The organism is Pseudomonas fluorescens, assembly GCF_902497895.1.
Lineage (GTDB): Bacteria > Pseudomonadota > Gammaproteobacteria > Pseudomonadales > Pseudomonadaceae > Aquipseudomonas > Aquipseudomonas fluorescens_BP.
Genome location: NZ_CABVHQ010000009.1, coordinates 15,580 through 30,709, shown reverse-complemented (window position 1 = coordinate 30,709; position 15,130 = coordinate 15,580). Strand labels below are relative to the sequence as shown.

Here is a 15,130-nt window from a genome sequence, read left to right as displayed (position 1 = left end):
GGGATGAAAGCCGCCGTCGCATGGGCGTTGGCCCTGAGTCTGCCGGGGCTGGCGACTGCCTCCGAGTGCACCTGGCCGGCTTGGGAGAGCTACAAGAAGGCGATGGTGAGCCCCGATGGACGGGTGATCGACCACTCGTTGCCGCAGCAGATCACCACCTCGGAAGGCCAAAGCTACGGGATGTTCTTTGCCCTGCTGGGCAACGATCGCAAGAGTTTCGCCAAGCTGCTGAACTGGACCCGGGACAACCTCGCCGGCGGCGACCTGAACCGCCGGCTGCCCGCCTGGCAGTGGGGGCTGAGCCAGGAGGGTCGTTGGCAGGTGCTGGATCCGAACAACGCCAGCGATGCCGACTTGTGGATGGCCTACAGCCTGCTGGAGGCCGGCCGCCTCTGGAAGCGGTCGGATTATGAAAGCCTTGGCCGCAACATGCTCTGGCGCAGCGCCGCGCAAACCCTGCGCCCGCTGCCCGGGCTGGGCCTGATGCTGTTGCCGGGGGATGTCGGCTTCGAATCCGCCGACGGCTGGCGGCTCAACCCGAGCTACCTGCCGCCACAACTGCTGGCGCGTTTTGCCCTGATCGCTCCGGTGTGGAGCGACGTGGCGAACAGTACCCGGCGCCTGCTTCTGGAAAGCTCGCCCAAGGGCCAGGCCGCCGACTGGGTGGTCTGGAAAGCCGGGCAAGGCTGGGCAGCGGACGCCAAGGGCGCGTTCGGCAGCTATGACGCGATCCGCGTCTACCTCTGGCTGGGCATGCTCAATCCCCAAGCCCCGGGCAGGGCCGAGTTGCTCGCGCAGGTGCAACCCATGGTGGCGATGACGGCGCGGCTCGGCCATCCGCCAGAGCGTGTGGATGTCGCCCGGGGCACCGAACAGGGGGTCGGCCCTGTCGGTTTCTCGGCGGCGCTGTTGCCGCTGCTGGCCAGCGCAGCCGAAGGTGGTGCGGCGCTGGCAGCCCAACGCGAACGTCTACGCCAGAACCCGCCCCTGGCGGACGCCTATTACAACCAATCACTGCTGATGTTCGGCCAAGGATGGGACCAGCAGCGTTATCGTTTCGACAAGGACGGACGGCTACTGCCGGCGTGGACCTCATCATGCAAGTAGTGCTCATGCGCAAAGTCGTGTCGCAATGGACGTTGGTGTTGAGCTGCTTGTCGGGCACCGCGCTGGCTCAGCCGGTTACTCCCCAGGAACAGCAACAGTGGCTGCTCGAACAGGTACGCTTGGGCGAAGCGATGTATCGCGAGGACCTGGTGCGCGACTCGCTGGCGCGCCTGGAGCTGATTGCTCCGGAGCATCCGCAGGTCTTGGTCGGCGGGATTCGCCAGGCCTTGCTGCAGCATAACCAGCCGCTGGTGGAGCAACGCCTGGAGCGGTTGCGCCTCCAGGCCCCGGGTTCGACGGCGCTGCGCCAGGCCCAGGTTTTGATCAAGCTGCAGAGCAAGGACGGTCAGCATCTGTTGCAGCAAGCCCGCCTGCTGGCAGCCGCCGGACGGGCGGAGGAGGCGGCCGCGCAGTACCAGGAGCTGTTCGGCAGCGAGCCGCCGGACTTCTCCAGCGCGCTGGAATACTGGGGCGTGCGCAGTGACATCAGCGGCCAGCGCCCCGCGGTGATCCAGCAGTTGCAGAGCCTCGACAGCCAGTACCCGGGTAATGCGGGGCTGCGCCAGATGCTCGCCGGCCTGCTGTTCGCCGAACAGCGCGATGCCGAAGCCCTGGCGATTCTGCACCAACTGGCCGGCGATCCCCAAGCCAGCAACCTCGCCTCCGAGCGCGAATACAACTACCTGAGCAAGCTGCCGGTCAGCGGCGAAACCGCTCGCGCCTGGGAGGACTTCCAGCGGCATTACCCCTATTCGATCTTCACGAACGAGGCGGCCAAGCAGCTGCAGCATCAGCGCCAGTTGCTCGGCGATCCGGCTTGGCAGGCAGGCGTCAAAGGCAAGGAGCTGCTAAAGGCCAACGACTATGTCGGCGCCGAAAAGCTCTTGCGCCGTGCCTCACGCAACTACCCGGACGATGCCAGCCTGATCGGCTTCCTGGGCACCGCATTGATGCGCCAGAACAAGCATGACCAGGCCTATGCGGCGTTCACCGAGGCCTTGAGCAAGGAACAGGACACTTCCTGGATCAGCAAGTGGAAAGACCTGCAGCTGGCCAACCGCAACTGGATGCTGCTGCAACAGGGTGACGAAGCCCTGGAGCGCAAAGACTTGGCGACGGCCCGCAAAGCTTATCAACAGGCGCGCCAAGTCAAACCCGACGAAGCCGACTGGCTGGTGGGTCTGGCCAATATCGCCCAGGCCGAAGGCGAAGACATTCAGGCCGAGGCCCTGCTGCTGCAGGCGCGCAAGCTGCAGCCCGACAACGGCAAGGCGGTGCGCGCCCTGGTTCGTCTGTACCAGGTGCAAGCGCCGGAAAAGGCCAAGGCCTACCTCGACACATTGCCGGCGGCCACCCAGCGCGAGTTTGCGGCCTTGCGCCGGAGCCTGGAGCTCGACCGCTTGAACCTTGAAGCGGATGCCGCGATCCAGCGCGCTGACTGGCTGACAGTTTCGCGGGTGCTGCTCAAGGCTCGGGCACTAGCCCCGGACGATCCCTGGCTGACCTATCGCCTGGCCAATGCCCAGCATGAACAGGGGCAAGACAGCGCGGCCGAAGACAGCTTCCGCCAGTTGATCCAACGCCAGGGCAGCAATGCCCAGGCGCGTTACGCCCACGGCTTGTACCTGGCGTCGACCAGGCGCGACAGCGAGACCCTCGCCACCCTGGCCGCCATTCCCACGACGCAGTGGGACGACAATATGCGTGACCTGTCCAGCCGGGTCCAACGTCGCCAGCTGTTAGCCCGGGCTCAAGCCCTGCGTGATGCCGGTCACGAGCCGCAGGCGATCGCCCTGCTGCTGCGCGCCCCGAACACCGACGATCTGTCGACCCTGGCAGACTGGGCTTACCAGCGCGGTGATCAGCTGCAAGCCGAGGCCTACTATCGGCAAGTCCTGCAGCGCGAGCCGCACAACGCCGAGGCGCAGCTTGGTCTGATCGAAACCCTGATTGCCCGCGGCCAGCTTGCGCCGGCGCACCGCGCCCTGGAAGAACTGCCTGTGCCAGCGAACGCGCCGGCGGCCTACCAGCGGCGCCTGGCCAATGCCTGGACCGGGGTGAACCAGCCGGACAAGGCTCGCGCGCTGTACGCCCGCTTGCTCAAGACGCCACAGAGCGATCCGCTGCTGTATCGAGACGCGGCGCGGCTGATGTCCCGCCAGCAGCCCCAACAGGCGCTGGACAATTATGCCCGCAGCATGGCCGCCGCCAGCTTGATCGATCCCGCGCAGGCCAACCCCCGCAACGATCGCGCCATGACCCTGGCCAGCCGGGCGAAGGACGCCGACGAGTGGCTGCCGCGCAGCCTGCGCAGTGACGTGGACACCCTGTACCAGGCGCAGAACCCGACTGTGCACCTCTCCCATGACTTCGCCTGGCGTACGGACAACTCGTCGTCGGGGATTTCCGACCTGACCACACAGACCACCATTCTGCGCCTGGATGCGCCGGTTGCCGAAGGCCAGGGCTTCCTCCAGGCCGAGCGGGTGGAGCTGGATGTCGGCAGTTTCGACACCAAGGCGAACGGCCTGCACCGCGAGCAGTTCGGTACCTGCGCACTGGTCACCAACGGTTGCCCGGATACCTCCGAAAGCACCAGCGGCACAGGCCTGGCGATGGGCTGGGAAAATGAGCGCTGGGCGCTGGATCTGGGGCACTCGCCGGAAGGCTTCAAGGTGCCGAACTGGCTCGGCGGGGTCACCTACAGCAGTGACTGGCGGTCACTCGGCTGGTCCCTTACGGCCTCGCGACGGCCGTTGAGCAACTCTCTGGTGTCCTATGCCGGCGCGGTCGACCCGATCACCGGCATCACCTGGGGGGGCGTCACCGCCAATGGCGTCACCCTGGGGCTCAGCCATGACGAAGGCGGTGTCGACGGAGTCTGGGTCAGACTCGGCGCCCACTGGCTGCGGGGCAAGAACGTCGCCGACAACCAGCGTCGGTCGGCCATGGCCGGCTATTACTACCGCCTGGTCGACCGCGCCGACGAGCGTCTGCGCACGGGCCTGACCCTCATGTACTGGGGCTATGACAAAGACCTGAGCGAGTACAGCCTGGGCCAGGGCGGTTACTACAGCCCGCAGCAGTACTACTCCATCGGCGTACCGCTCAACTATGCCTGGCGCAATGCCGACTGGTCGGTGCTGCTGGAAAGCTCGGTGGGCTGGTCCTATTCCAAGACCAGCGATAGCGATCTTTACCCCGTTCACGGGGCGGACAAGTTGCGCGAGCTGATCGAGCATGCCGACTACGTATTCGCCGGGGATGCCAGCCAGATCACCACCGACAGCAGTAGCAGCGGAGTCAACGTCCGCCTGCAAGGTCTGTTCGAACGCAGGCTATCGGACAACCTGGTCCTGGGCTCCGGCATCATCTGGCAGCACAGCGAGGGCTATGCGCCGAGCCGGGCCTTGCTCTACCTGCGCTACACCTTCGACCCCTGGCAAGGCAACCTGCCGTTGCCGGTCGAACCCATAGCGCCTTACGCCGACATGCGCTGAAGGCGCTGAGGGTCAAGCCGATGGATGGCGGGCCCGGCTACTGCCAGTGATGAGGAGCAAAGTGGATGAAGATTAGTCAGCCGTTTCGCGCGACGCTGCCCCTCAACGTCGCCCTCGAGGCGACTTATTGAACGACGACAGGGCCACTCAACTTGCTCATCACGAAGCCGATAAACTGCTCGACAGTCATCTTCTGGCCGTTGAAATCCACCTGATTGTTGGCGTAGCGCAGCTTGGACACGATGTTGTTGCCGTCCAGTGTCGCCAGTTGAGTCCCTACCGCCATGCTGCTGACCATTTCACTGGCCATGGTCCCTTGGTCGGCAATCATCTTGGCATCGGTCTGGCCTTCGATCTGCGCCTGCACACTGGCGACGTCGGCGATCATCGGTTTGGACAGCAACAAATTGAAGTCCAACAGCGCAATCAGCTGCTTGCCCACTTCTACAGGCGGCAGGTCCATCGATTGCGGTTTGGCCAGATCGACCACCAGGCTCATACGGCTTTCACCGTTGGCGGTATTGAACGACAGGTTTTCCAGAGCGAGCTGCGGTTTGGCGTCCAGCAGTTTTTCCAGATCAGCCTTGACCCGGGCCTGCTCGGCGTCGGTCAGGTTCAGCTCTGGCGCCGGCTCACCGGCGGCAGCTGCAGCGGCTGCAGCCGCTTCGTAGGGCGGAAATTTGTTCTGATAAACCTGCACCAGCGACACAGTGGCCGGAATATCGAGGTTCTTCATGCTCCAGGCCATTTTGGCCGCGCCGACCGCCTTGCCGTTGAAGAGGATTTCGCCAACCTTGTAGTCGGCACGACCCGCTGCCTGAGTCCCGGATTCCTGGGTAGAGCTTTTCAGTTCGGCGTTTTTGAAAGTCACTACCGACTGCTTGTCACCGAAGGTGGTCTTGGTGCTGGTCAGCTCAAGGGTGTTTTGCCCCAGGTAATAGCCGTAGCTGCTTTTGCTGAGGTTGCTGGCCAGGGTCATGCCATTGAGTTCGATCAATACCAGTGTCTGGTCTTCGGCGACCGATGACAGACTGAGGCTGTCCATGTAGCCCTTGGCTTTGACCTGCTGCGCTTGGGCACTGGCGGCAACATCGAGGTTCAGACCGGAAAACTTCAGATTGGATTTCTCATCCAGCGCGACCTCCAGTGGCAGCAACTCGAGCTTGCTGTCGGTGGAGTTGTCGTAACCGATGTTGACTACCCCCTTGACCGGGGCAGCATCCTTGGTGGCGGCGAACCATTTTTCGGTGAACGGGGTCTTTTCCAGCTCGTAGTGGCTGGTCGCCAGGACCGGCAGCCATTTGAGCGTGACCAGGCGCGAGAATGGCAGCGGGCCGTGTTCGATATGGTCGACGAACAGCAGTTCGACGCCTTCAGGGCTGTCGCTGAACATTTCGCCCTGACCTTTGAGGCGGTAGTGCGCGGTACTGGTGAATATCCGGCGATCCAGCGAGATCAGCTCCAGCGTGGCATTGCCTTTTGAACCGACCAGGGCGGCTTGCAGTTCTTTATTGGCATCGGCGATCGAAGTTTGCAGCACCCCTTCCAGTCTGGTGCCGGTGTACCAGGCGCCGCCCGCGCTGATTGCACCGACCGCGACAACGATTGCTAACAGGATGCCTGCTGATTTATTCATGCTTTACCCGATCAATATCCGTAGTTGAAAGTGTGGTGGTCTTTCCTGAACCCTTGACGGGTTGCGGCTCGACGCTACTAAAAGTGCTGGGAGATTAGCATTTGCGGCACAGCACGACCCACCTTCGAAGGTGAAACAACGGTCCAGGTCGAGGTGATCGGCGCGAAAAAAGCAAAAAGATCGCAGCCTTCGGCAGCTTCTACACGTTTTGCGTACGCGCGCATCTACACGGGTGTACTCGCTTGTCACAGGAGCTGCCGCAGGCTGCGATCTTCAGGCTTTCATTCCTCAGGAATACTCCACTTCCATCTCATCGAGCTGATGATCAAAGCTCTTCAGCCGCGCGGTCCAGGTGTACACCAGCACTTCAAAATCCCGGCTGATCACTGCCCCGCCCGGTGACTCTGCACGCGTGTCATGGAAATCCAGCTGATAGCGTTCCCGGGCCATGGCGCTGGCGACGTCGCAGAGTTCGCGGGCGTTATTGAGCCAGTGCCGACCGTCGGCAACTTGTTTGTCGAGGGCCAGACATTGGTGTTTCAAGGCTTCCAGGCTTTTTTCCAGCGGGGTGCCGGTGAGTTCGCCCATGACTTCCTGAAAGGTGCGCCCCGGCTGCCAGTAACTGCCCCAGAAATAGCGATCAAACACCGTTTCGACGCGGCGCAACGCGACCTTGGTGTTCCAGATCATCACCAGGGTCTTGCCTTGTTCAAGCTGCTTTTTCTTGATCCGCTGACCCTGAAGCGAAGCCCAGGCGAACATCACCATCGCCAGCACCGCAATCAGCGCCACCGCGCTGTCGAGGAAGAGCAGCGCCTTGTCTATCTGGTGAGCCAGCATGATGCCGTAGAAATAAGTGGCAGAGAGCAGCACCACCGCAGCGATGGCGCACCAGAAGCCGGGAGCATAAGGGTTTTTCATTATTGGAATCCCCATGACCATCGCGAGCCTTGATCCGTGGACAAGCGCCAACCGCCGCGCGTCCACCCAACTGATCAAAGCATAGCAACGGCCTCAGGGTTTCGTGTGCTCAGAACCTTGCGTTCGTCTGCTTTCCAGATCATCGCCTGCTCCAGCCCATTCGCGGGCTTGCCCCAATGCCAGTCAGTTAAGGACATGAGGTCTTTATTGTAGGAGCGAGCTTGCTCGCGATGGACTCAAGAGCGGCGCGTTTATTCAGAAAACACGCGTTATCGTTAACGTTCATCGTCGGAACGCCGCCCGGAGCAAGCTCGCTCCTACAGGGCGCACCTTTCGCTTTACTCTGGCATTGGCGCTTGCCCGGGATACGGACTGACGGTCGACAACCCTCTAAGCCAGAATCCGAAAACGAAAGATCAAGTCGCGTTCAACGCCTGTGCGGTCAAGCGATGCTGCACTTCTTCCATCATGTCCAGGCCGTCTCTCAATGACACAAACGCGGCATTGATGAAGCGGTAAAGATCCTGATCGTCGATATCGCGGATGGTGACCGAGGTGAGGGTTTCCAGCAGATCGGTGCCGATACGGATGCGGCTACAGGCGGTTTCGTGGAGAAAATGGGTTGCCGCGAGGGTGTTGAAGGTTAGAACAGATGCGGCGGTGGGGTTGGATGTCAGGGGACGGTACGGAGTCATAGATATATCTCGTAGATAATTTTTTTGGAGCCTCCATTGATCGTCGCCAAACGAAAAAGGGTGGCAGCTGTACGCAGGTTGGCGAACCGGTTATCTACGAAACCCGGCAGACCCGAAGATCTCCCGCGCACAGCCGCCATAGATCAGCATGCCTTCACCAAAATGGTACAAGCATGGAATCGGTGCGCTGAAACGCGTCATAGAAAAAGGATCGCCAAATCCTGTCGCCGATATGCGGCAACGGGGCGAACTATAGAAGGGATGGTTCGGGGTCTGCAACCAAAGAGGCGGACCGTTGACTTTTCTTAGCTTTTTTTAGCCTATTCGTACAGCCGTCAACACCGGTCTATTGCGACCGAACTCAGCTTACAAATCATCCAGGCGAACCGGCTCGGAAACCTCATGACGGCGAGCACAAACAAACTCGGCCAAATCCATGTCATCCAAGCGCTCAATCATGGCTTCAAACACATCCGCCGATATCAGGTATCCCATGATTCGGTTGTTATTGAGCACCGCAATCGGCTCCTCTTGTGCATCACGCATTAACGCCCCGGGATTCTTCTTGAGATCAGAGACGCTGACGACCCTATCGGCAAGCACGCTTTGCATAACTTGAAAGCTCCTTGTCTGACGTTCTTGAGCAAACACCTGGCTCGAAAAGCACAGGCGGACACAGTGCCCACCCACAGAAAAAATGCTCAAACGGGAGTTAACCCCAGATTTTTTCAACACTCACCAGATTTTTGTATATTTCAGTGTTTTCCCTCAGATTTTTACACCCCCCCGCCCCTACCTCAGCAGCACATTCTGTTGATCCACCAATGATCAATCATCACCGTCTATTTGCTTATCCCAAGATTCGCGCCTAATATCTCCCAAAACGGGAGATTCTTGCATCGTGCGAATAATTGCGAAAGGGACTTTGAAGATCTTCTGGGAGAGCAGCCCGGCTTATGCCGATGCGATGACACCTCTCTCAGAGTGGTATCGACACATGGAAAAATCGTCATATCGTACGCCTCAGGAAGTAAAAGCCGAGCTGAGGACAGCCAGCGTTCTGAAAGGTGGACGGGTGGTATTCAATATTGCCGGCAATAAGTATCGAGTAATTCTGGCAATTGACTACGAACGGCAATTGGGCTTTGTGCGTTTTGTCGGCACCCATGCTCAATACGATCAGATCAATGCGGAGACTGTGTAATGAACATCAAGCCCATCCGAAATGATGAGGATCTGACACTCGCTTTTGCGCGTATCGAGCAATTGTGGGGGGCAGCCCTAGGCTCGCCCGAAGGAGATGAGCTGGAAATATTGGCGTTGCTGGTCGAGAAGTATGAGGACGAGCATTTCCCCATCCCGCCTTCGGATCCCATCGAAGCGATCAAGTTTCGCATGGATCAGCAAGGCCTTACGGCTCGCGACCTGGAAGCCTTTATTGGTCCAAGTGGACGCGTTTCTGAAGTCTTGAACCGCAAACGACCATTGAGCTTGCGCATGATCAAGCGTTTGCATGACGGTTTGAGGATTCCATACGAAAGCCTGTTGGCTGACGTGGTTTAAAGTAGGGAGTGGGCTAAGCAACTGGATGTTTAGCCGCTTCCTTCAATTCTTTGCCCCTCAGTTTTTTACACCCCCCGCCCCTTCCTCAGCAGCACATCCAGCTGATCCACCACTTCGGCCCAATCGGCATCGTCGAGAATCTCGTCGCGCAGGAATTGCGCTTGGCTCTCGGTCCAGAAGAAGGCGTCGGCCAGGTGCAACTCGGGTTTGAGCGGTGAATGGGTGGCGATGAATTTATCGATGCCCTCCGGGTCATCCGGCAGACCAAGTTGTTTGAACAGGGATGGCAGGCTGTGGGTGGGTGATTCCATGGGGGACTCCTGGTTTTAGGCTGGAGGAGTGTCAATGATTGAGTGGGTGATCTTATTGCGACTGCTGCGCAGTCGATCGCGGGCAAGCCACGCTCCCACATTTGACCGGATAGTCCCTGTGGGAGCCGGTTTGCCCGCGAAGACGGCTGGATAATCACTGCACATTGTCATGAATAACTTACCTCGCACACTTCGGCATGGGGCACCATTTTCAGGTACTGGTCCACGCTCAGATGGACGAGGTTGTTGTGGTTGCCGGCCTCCAGGTAAATGTCATCCTGACGGGTCAGCAGCGGATCGATGATCATCTTCATGCCATAGGATTCGCCCAGGGCGGGCACGGCACCGCGTTCGCAGTCGTTGAACAGATGGGCCAGCGTGCTTTCGCGGGTGATTTGCCATTCACCGCTGCCACGGACTTTGCTCAGGTCCAGATGCCGGCTGGCGGGCAGGACGGCCATCAGGTAGTGCCCGTGGTGGTCGTCGAGAATCACTGATTTCGCCACGCGTTCAGCGGGGATGCCCGCCACCCGGGCGGTTTCCAGGCTGCTCGACGAATGAGGATGAGTCACGACGTCGTATTCGCAATGGGCCTGCTCCAGGCTCAGATGCACGGTTCTTGCCATACGCATGATGCACCTCGGTGTCCTGCTCAACGGCTGCAGGACGATGGGTTAACAACTGATTTCCCCCTTAAAGAGTCTAGGCCGTGCATCGGGTACCGACCACCACAAACTGCTGATCGGTTCAGCGAAGTCACTGATCAAAATTCGTTCAGCCCGTTGCTCTACTAAACTCCAGTTCAGAGCCGGCAAATGGCTGACGGCCGGTAGTGCATGACTCTCCGGGGGGTCATATGTACAGAGGTGGATGGCGGGCAGTGGTGCTGTGGTTGTTGATCGGGTTACCGACCGGGCAGGCGTGGGCCGTGGATCCGGTCGTGGTGCTGACGGTGAACGATGTGATCAGCCCGGCCAGCGCCGACTACGTGGTTCGAGGCATTAACAAGGCCGCCGATGAGCACGCGCAACTGGTGGTGCTGACCATCGATACCCCGGGCGGGCTGGACACCTCGATGCGCTCGATCATCAAGGCGATTCTCGCCAGCCCCGTGCCAGTGGCCAGCTTCGTCGCCCCCAGCGGCGCCCGTGCCGCCAGCGCCGGGACTTACATTCTGTATGCCAGCCATGTCGCCGCCATGGCGCCGGGCACCAACCTGGGCGCGGCGACCCCCGTACAAATCGGTATGCCCGGGCAACCAAACCCGCCAGCGGCGCCACGTTCCGACAAGGAGCCGGAGCCTGATACCAGCAAAGACACCCTGACCCACAAGCAGATCAACGACGCCGCCGCGTATATCCGTGGCCTGGCGCAATTGCGTGGACGCAACGTCGATTGGGCTGAGCAGGCGGTGCGTGAGGCAGTTAGTCTGTCGGCTCAGGAAGCGCTGAAACTCAAGGTGGTCGATTACGTGGCGGACGATGTGAACGGCCTGCTCAAGCAGCTCGACGGCAAGACCCTGAATGTCGCCGGGCAGGAAGTACGGTTGCAGACCGCCGGCGCTGCACTGATCAGCCATGACCCGGACTGGCGCACCAAGCTGCTGTCGGTGATTACCCATCCCAGCGTGGCGTTGATCCTGATGATGATTGGCGTGTACGGCCTGTTCTTCGAGTTCATGTACCCGGGTACCGGTGCTGGCGGCGTGCTGGGCGGGATATGCCTGCTGCTGGGGCTGTATGCCCTGCAACTGCTACCGGTGAACTACGCGGGCGTGGCGCTGATTCTGCTGGGCATCTCCTTCATGGTCGCCGAGGCGTTTTTGCCGACGTTCGGGGTGATCGGGTTCGGCGGGATCGCGGCTTTTGTCGCCGGAGCAGTGATTCTGATGGACACCGATGTGCCGGGTTATGGCATTCCGCTGTCCTTGATCATCACCCTGGCCGTAGGCAGTGCGCTGTTGTTGGTGGCACTGGCGAGCATGGCAATGAGGGCGCGACGACGACGACTGGTCAGCGGTGATGCAGGACTGGTGGGCAGCATCACGCCGGTGATCTCCGTGCAACCCGACAACCCTCACAACGGCTGGGTGCAGCTGCAAGGGGAAAACTGGCAGGTGTCGAGCTCGATGCCCCTGCGACCCGGACAACAGGTGCAGGTGGTGGCGCGCAAGGGACTGCTATTGGAAGTGACTGCGGCACAGGTGATACCACGAGGAGGATGATCATGGGTCTGGAACTGGGTTTTGGCGCGCTGCTGGCGCTCTTGATTGCGTTGATAGCGTCAGCGTTTCGTATCCTGCGTGAATACGAGCGCGGGGTGGTGTTCCAGCTCGGCCGCTTCTGGCAGGTCAAGGGCCCCGGACTGATTCTGTTGATTCCGGTGGTGCAGCAAATGGTTCGGGTGGACCTGCGCACAGTAGTGCTCGATGTGCCGACGCAAGACGTGATCACCCGCGATAACGTGTCAGTGAAGGTCAATGCCGTGCTGTATTTCCGGGTGCTCGACCCGCAGAGGGCAATCATCCAGGTCGAGGACTTCCTCATGGCCACCAGCCAACTGGCGCAAACCACCTTGCGGGCAGTGCTGGGCAAACATGAACTGGACGAATTGCTCGCCGAACGCGAACGCCTGAACACCGATATCCAGCAAGTGCTGGATGCCCAGACCGACGCTTGGGGGATCAAGGTGGCCAACGTCGAGATCAAGCATGTCGACCTCAACGAATCGATGATTCGCGCCATCGCCAAACAGGCCGAAGCCGAACGGGAACGCCGGGCCAAGGTGATCCACGCCGAAGGCGAATTGCAGGCTTCGGAAAAACTCATGCAAGCCGCCGAAATGCTTGGCCGCCAGCCGGGGGCGATGCAGCTGCGCTACATGCAGACCCTGGGGGCGATTGCCGGTGACAAGACCTCGACCATCGTCTTTCCCTTGCCGATCGAGTTGTTGAAGGGCATGGCGGATTTGTCGCCGAAGACATGAGTGGGCCGCAGGCCCACTCATTGTAGGAGCTGCCGCAGGCTGCGATCTTTTGGGAGCGCCCTCGCCCCCCAGGCAACTTATCAGGCCGGCAGCACCGCGCACTCACTGAGCCAGGCCAGCAGTTGCCGAATACAGGCATCGATCGACTGCCCGCCGGTATCGAGCACCAGCGCCGCGGACCGTGGAGGTTCGTAAGGCGCGCAAAGAAGGTAATACTCGAGCGCCCGTGCACCGCAGCCGTGTCGGCGGCGATGTTTGAATGGAGTTTTTGTCTTGGCCAAGGCTGCAACCCTAGCAGTTCTGCTAGTTCCCAGCGTTGGGCCGAGCGAGTAAAACTGGAGGCCTTCAGTCACATCGACCGTATCACCAAGGAAGGCTTTTCCATGGCCTACTCAATTGCTGATGACCAGGCCAACACGATCCTGCCACGCACCATGCTATTGGCGACCGACAGCAAAAACTCGGTGCTCGCTGAAGTGGTTGTCGGCAAAACCAACCATTTGGCCTATTCCGCGTACGGTCATCAATCCGCACAACAGGAGGTCGCGACGAGCCTGGGCTTCAATGGTGAACTACGCGAGGCACGGATTGGCTGGTATTTGCTGGGCAACGGCTATCGCGCCTACAACCCACGATTGATGCGCTTTCATAGCCCGGACAGTTGGAGCCCGTTTGGGCGGGGCGGGTTGAATCCGTATATGTATTGCGTGGGGAATCCGATAAACAGGTCGGATCCGACGGGGCATTTCCCGTTTATCGAACTTGTTGCCTCTGGGTTCAGTTGGCTCAGAAAAAATGTGCACGGTTATCGGGTTGCGCCTGTGCCGAAACTGAACCCATCGGATGTATCTAATGCTCTGTGGGGCATGCATTCAACCAAGATGAGATTAATCCAAAATAAATCTGGACCCCCTTCGGGAGAGGGGATTGCTGAGGTCCTATATCGCGTCATGTCCTCAGGACAAATGCCAGGTGGCTCTCCGGCGATCAGCGTTATTGGCCCCACGACACCAAAACGCTATCAAGGATACGGGGCGACGGCAGCCGGTTTGAACTCACAAGGCAGCAGACGAATAATGGCAGAGAACCCGAACCTGAAAGTCGGCTCAGGCTCGAACAGGACAGAGAGTTTTTCTTTCAACATAGATTCACCGCCAGACTATTCGGACCTTGGCGGTGGGATAAATAGTGGTCCTACCAACCCAGCGACCGGTCAAGGTTTTCCTCCTGCCGGTAGACGTCTTTCGATACCCCCACCACCGATCCCCGCACCGAGCTCGCCCTCACCATCGAGATGGTCCGGCGAGTCGGGGCCAAGTGATTGGAGTTCGAGCTCAAGTTCTTCACGCTCTTCGAGTCCGCCGCCACCCTATGCAACGCTCACAGATATCAGAACTGGCCAGTCTAGCTCTGGCTGGGTTACGAAGAAGAAATAGAAGACCTGCAAAATTGGTGACGTCCAAGCGGTGCGGAAATCAGAGCGTTTATTGCGGTGCAAGCATAAGCACTTTTGCTTGTGTCATCTGAACATCAAGCCCTCCCTACCGCTGCATCCCCCACCGCTTCACCGTCACCCGCTCCAACGTATCAAACACCAGGTTCTCCACCAGCAAGCCAATCAGAATCACCACCGCCAACCCGGCAAAAACCTTGTCGGTGTACAGCTCATTTCGGTTCTGGAAAATGTACCAGCCCAACCCACCCTTGCCACTCGTTGCGCCGAATACCAGTTCCGCCGCAATCAACGTGCGCCAGGCAAAGGCCCAGCCGATTTTCAGCCCGGCGAGGATTGATGGCAGTGCAGCCGGGATCAGGATGAACAGTACGAAGCGAATGCCCTTCAAACCGTAATTGCGCCCGGCCATGCGCAGGGTTTCCGAGACGCCGAGAAAGCCGGCGTAGGTGTTCAAGGCCAAAGCCCAGAGCACCGAATGCACCAGCACGAAGATCAAGCTGTTCTGTCCCAGGCCGAACCACAGCAGGGCCAGCGGCAACAGGGCAATGGCCGGCAATGGGTTGAACATCGAGGTCAGGGTGCTCAGCAGATCGCGACCGAACTGAGTCGAGACTGCCAGGGTGGTCAAGGCGAAGGCCAGGACGATGCCGATCAGGTAACCCTTGAGCAGCACCACCAGGGAAATACCGACCTTGCCCAGCAACTCGCCGCTGAGCAGACCTTCGTAAAGTGCGCTGCTGGTTTGCAGGAAGCTGGGCAGCAGCAGGTCGTTGTTCTGGAGGCGGGCGACGACTTCCCAGAGCACCGCGAGCAAAATCAGGATCAGGCTTTTGCGTAACCAGCCTTGTTGCCAGAGGCGCTGACCGAGGGGCAGTTCGCGCTCCAGCGGGACGCTCAGCAGCGGTTCCAATGCAACTTCGTATTCCTGGCGTACGGGTGATGAATGGCTCATCGGG

At 59.9% G+C, this 15,130-nt stretch carries 15 protein-coding genes; 7 read left to right on the top strand and 8 right to left on the bottom strand.

What is annotated here, in order from left to right:
- Positions 1–3: 3 nt before the first annotated feature.
- On the top strand, positions 4–1,107 hold the full coding sequence (gene bcsZ, locus F8N21_RS06710) for a cellulose synthase complex periplasmic endoglucanase BcsZ (RefSeq protein WP_150641373.1): 1,104 nt from the start codon (positions 4–6) through the stop codon (positions 1,105–1,107).
- A 5-nt stretch (positions 1,108–1,112) separates the two neighbouring features.
- Positions 1,113–4,607: a cellulose synthase complex outer membrane protein BcsC gene (gene bcsC / locus F8N21_RS06705; protein ID WP_150641461.1), complete on the top strand. Its 3,495-nt coding sequence runs from the start codon at positions 1,113–1,115 to the stop codon at positions 4,605–4,607.
- A 124-nt stretch (positions 4,608–4,731) separates the two neighbouring features.
- On the opposite strand, the gene F8N21_RS06700 is transcribed toward bcsC, so the two are convergent.
- From F8N21_RS06700 to F8N21_RS06685, 4 genes are all read right to left on the bottom strand, one after another.
- Entirely contained in the window at positions 4,732–6,243 is a 1,512-nt protein-coding gene (locus tag F8N21_RS06700; RefSeq protein ID WP_150641372.1) for a YdgA family protein, read from the bottom strand.
- Between the two features lie 288 nt (positions 6,244–6,531).
- Positions 6,532–7,164 carry an NADH:ubiquinone oxidoreductase subunit N gene (locus F8N21_RS06695; protein WP_150641371.1) on the bottom strand — a complete coding sequence of 211 codons (633 nt, stop codon included), beginning with the start codon at positions 7,162–7,164 and terminating at the stop codon, positions 6,532–6,534.
- 416 nt (positions 7,165–7,580) lie between these two features.
- Positions 7,581–7,859 (bottom strand): hypothetical protein, encoded by a 279-nt coding sequence (locus tag F8N21_RS06690; RefSeq protein WP_150641370.1) that lies wholly within the window; start codon positions 7,857–7,859, stop codon positions 7,581–7,583.
- 366 nt (positions 7,860–8,225) lie between these two features.
- On the bottom strand, positions 8,226–8,471 hold the full coding sequence (locus F8N21_RS06685) for a type II toxin-antitoxin system Phd/YefM family antitoxin (RefSeq protein ID WP_150641369.1): 246 nt from the start codon (positions 8,469–8,471) through the stop codon (positions 8,226–8,228).
- Positions 8,472–8,760: 289 nt separating this feature from the next.
- Here F8N21_RS06685 and F8N21_RS06680 point away from each other — a divergent pair, with 289 nt between their 5' ends.
- Positions 8,761–9,063, top strand: coding sequence for a type II toxin-antitoxin system HigB family toxin (locus F8N21_RS06680; protein ID WP_150641368.1), 303 nt, complete (start codon positions 8,761–8,763; stop codon positions 9,061–9,063).
- The gene (locus F8N21_RS06675; RefSeq protein WP_150641367.1) at positions 9,063–9,422 is read left to right on the top strand and encodes a helix-turn-helix domain-containing protein; all 360 of its coding nucleotides are present in this window, start codon (positions 9,063–9,065) and stop codon (positions 9,420–9,422) included. The genes F8N21_RS06680 and F8N21_RS06675 overlap by 1 nt, the downstream gene beginning before the upstream one ends.
- 65 nt (positions 9,423–9,487) lie before the next feature.
- Here F8N21_RS06675 and F8N21_RS06670 read toward each other — a convergent pair whose 3' ends face one another.
- Together F8N21_RS06670 and F8N21_RS06665 are read right to left on the bottom strand one after the other, a co-directional pair.
- Positions 9,488–9,733, bottom strand: coding sequence for a DUF2789 domain-containing protein (locus tag F8N21_RS06670; protein ID WP_150641366.1), 246 nt, complete (start codon positions 9,731–9,733; stop codon positions 9,488–9,490).
- A 167-nt stretch (positions 9,734–9,900) separates the two neighbouring features.
- Positions 9,901–10,365: an aminoacyl-tRNA deacylase gene (locus tag F8N21_RS06665; RefSeq protein WP_150641365.1), complete on the bottom strand. Its 465-nt coding sequence runs from the start codon at positions 10,363–10,365 to the stop codon at positions 9,901–9,903.
- Positions 10,366–10,589: 224 nt separating this feature from the next.
- Between F8N21_RS06665 and F8N21_RS06660 the strand changes: the two genes are divergently transcribed.
- Positions 10,590–11,957, top strand: a complete 1,368-nt coding sequence (locus F8N21_RS06660; protein ID WP_150641364.1) for an NfeD family protein — start codon at positions 10,590–10,592, stop codon at positions 11,955–11,957.
- A 2-nt stretch (positions 11,958–11,959) separates the two neighbouring features.
- Positions 11,960–12,718: a slipin family protein gene (locus F8N21_RS06655; protein ID WP_150641363.1), complete on the top strand. Its 759-nt coding sequence runs from the start codon at positions 11,960–11,962 to the stop codon at positions 12,716–12,718.
- Positions 12,719–12,798: 80 nt separating this feature from the next.
- Here F8N21_RS06655 and F8N21_RS31425 read toward each other — a convergent pair whose 3' ends face one another.
- Positions 12,799–12,999, bottom strand: a complete 201-nt coding sequence (locus tag F8N21_RS31425) for a hypothetical protein (protein WP_412071623.1) — start codon at positions 12,997–12,999, stop codon at positions 12,799–12,801.
- Between the two features lie 102 nt (positions 13,000–13,101).
- On the opposite strand from F8N21_RS31425, the gene F8N21_RS06645 reads away from it, so the two are divergent.
- A complete protein-coding gene (locus tag F8N21_RS06645; RefSeq protein ID WP_224788176.1) occupies positions 13,102–14,154 on the top strand; it encodes an RHS repeat-associated core domain-containing protein in 1,053 nt (350 codons plus the stop codon).
- Between the two features lie 105 nt (positions 14,155–14,259).
- Here the strand turns inward: F8N21_RS06645 and F8N21_RS06640 are convergent, their stop codons facing one another.
- Entirely contained in the window at positions 14,260–15,126 is an 867-nt protein-coding gene (locus tag F8N21_RS06640) for an ABC transporter permease (RefSeq protein WP_150641361.1), read from the bottom strand.
- Positions 15,127–15,130: the final 4 nt, after the last annotated feature.

What these genes read in the sequence shown, in the direction of transcription:
- bcsZ (WP_150641373.1), top strand. Translation starts at nt 4, where the DNA reads ATGAAAGCCGCCGTCGCATGGGCGTTGGCCCTGAGTCTGCCGGGGCTG.
- bcsC (WP_150641461.1), top strand. Translation starts at nt 1,113, where the DNA reads ATGCGCAAAGTCGTGTCGCAATGGACGTTGGTGTTGAGCTGCTTGTCG.
- F8N21_RS06700 (WP_150641372.1), bottom strand. Translation starts at nt 6,243, where the DNA reads ATGAATAAATCAGCAGGCATCCTGTTAGCAATCGTTGTCGCGGTCGGT.
- F8N21_RS06695 (WP_150641371.1), bottom strand. Translation starts at nt 7,164, where the DNA reads ATGAAAAACCCTTATGCTCCCGGCTTCTGGTGCGCCATCGCTGCGGTG.
- F8N21_RS06690 (WP_150641370.1), bottom strand. Translation starts at nt 7,859, where the DNA reads ATGACTCCGTACCGTCCCCTGACATCCAACCCCACCGCCGCATCTGTT.
- F8N21_RS06685 (WP_150641369.1), bottom strand. Translation starts at nt 8,471, where the DNA reads ATGCAAAGCGTGCTTGCCGATAGGGTCGTCAGCGTCTCTGATCTCAAG.
- F8N21_RS06675 (WP_150641367.1), top strand. Translation starts at nt 9,063, where the DNA reads ATGAACATCAAGCCCATCCGAAATGATGAGGATCTGACACTCGCTTTT.
- F8N21_RS06670 (WP_150641366.1), bottom strand. Translation starts at nt 9,733, where the DNA reads ATGGAATCACCCACCCACAGCCTGCCATCCCTGTTCAAACAACTTGGT.
- F8N21_RS06665 (WP_150641365.1), bottom strand. Translation starts at nt 10,365, where the DNA reads ATGCGTATGGCAAGAACCGTGCATCTGAGCCTGGAGCAGGCCCATTGC.
- F8N21_RS06660 (WP_150641364.1), top strand. Translation starts at nt 10,590, where the DNA reads ATGTACAGAGGTGGATGGCGGGCAGTGGTGCTGTGGTTGTTGATCGGG.
- F8N21_RS06655 (WP_150641363.1), top strand. Translation starts at nt 11,960, where the DNA reads ATGGGTCTGGAACTGGGTTTTGGCGCGCTGCTGGCGCTCTTGATTGCG.
- F8N21_RS06645 (WP_224788176.1), top strand. Translation starts at nt 13,102, where the DNA reads ATGGCCTACTCAATTGCTGATGACCAGGCCAACACGATCCTGCCACGC.
- F8N21_RS06640 (WP_150641361.1), bottom strand. Translation starts at nt 15,126, where the DNA reads ATGAGCCATTCATCACCCGTACGCCAGGAATACGAAGTTGCATTGGAA.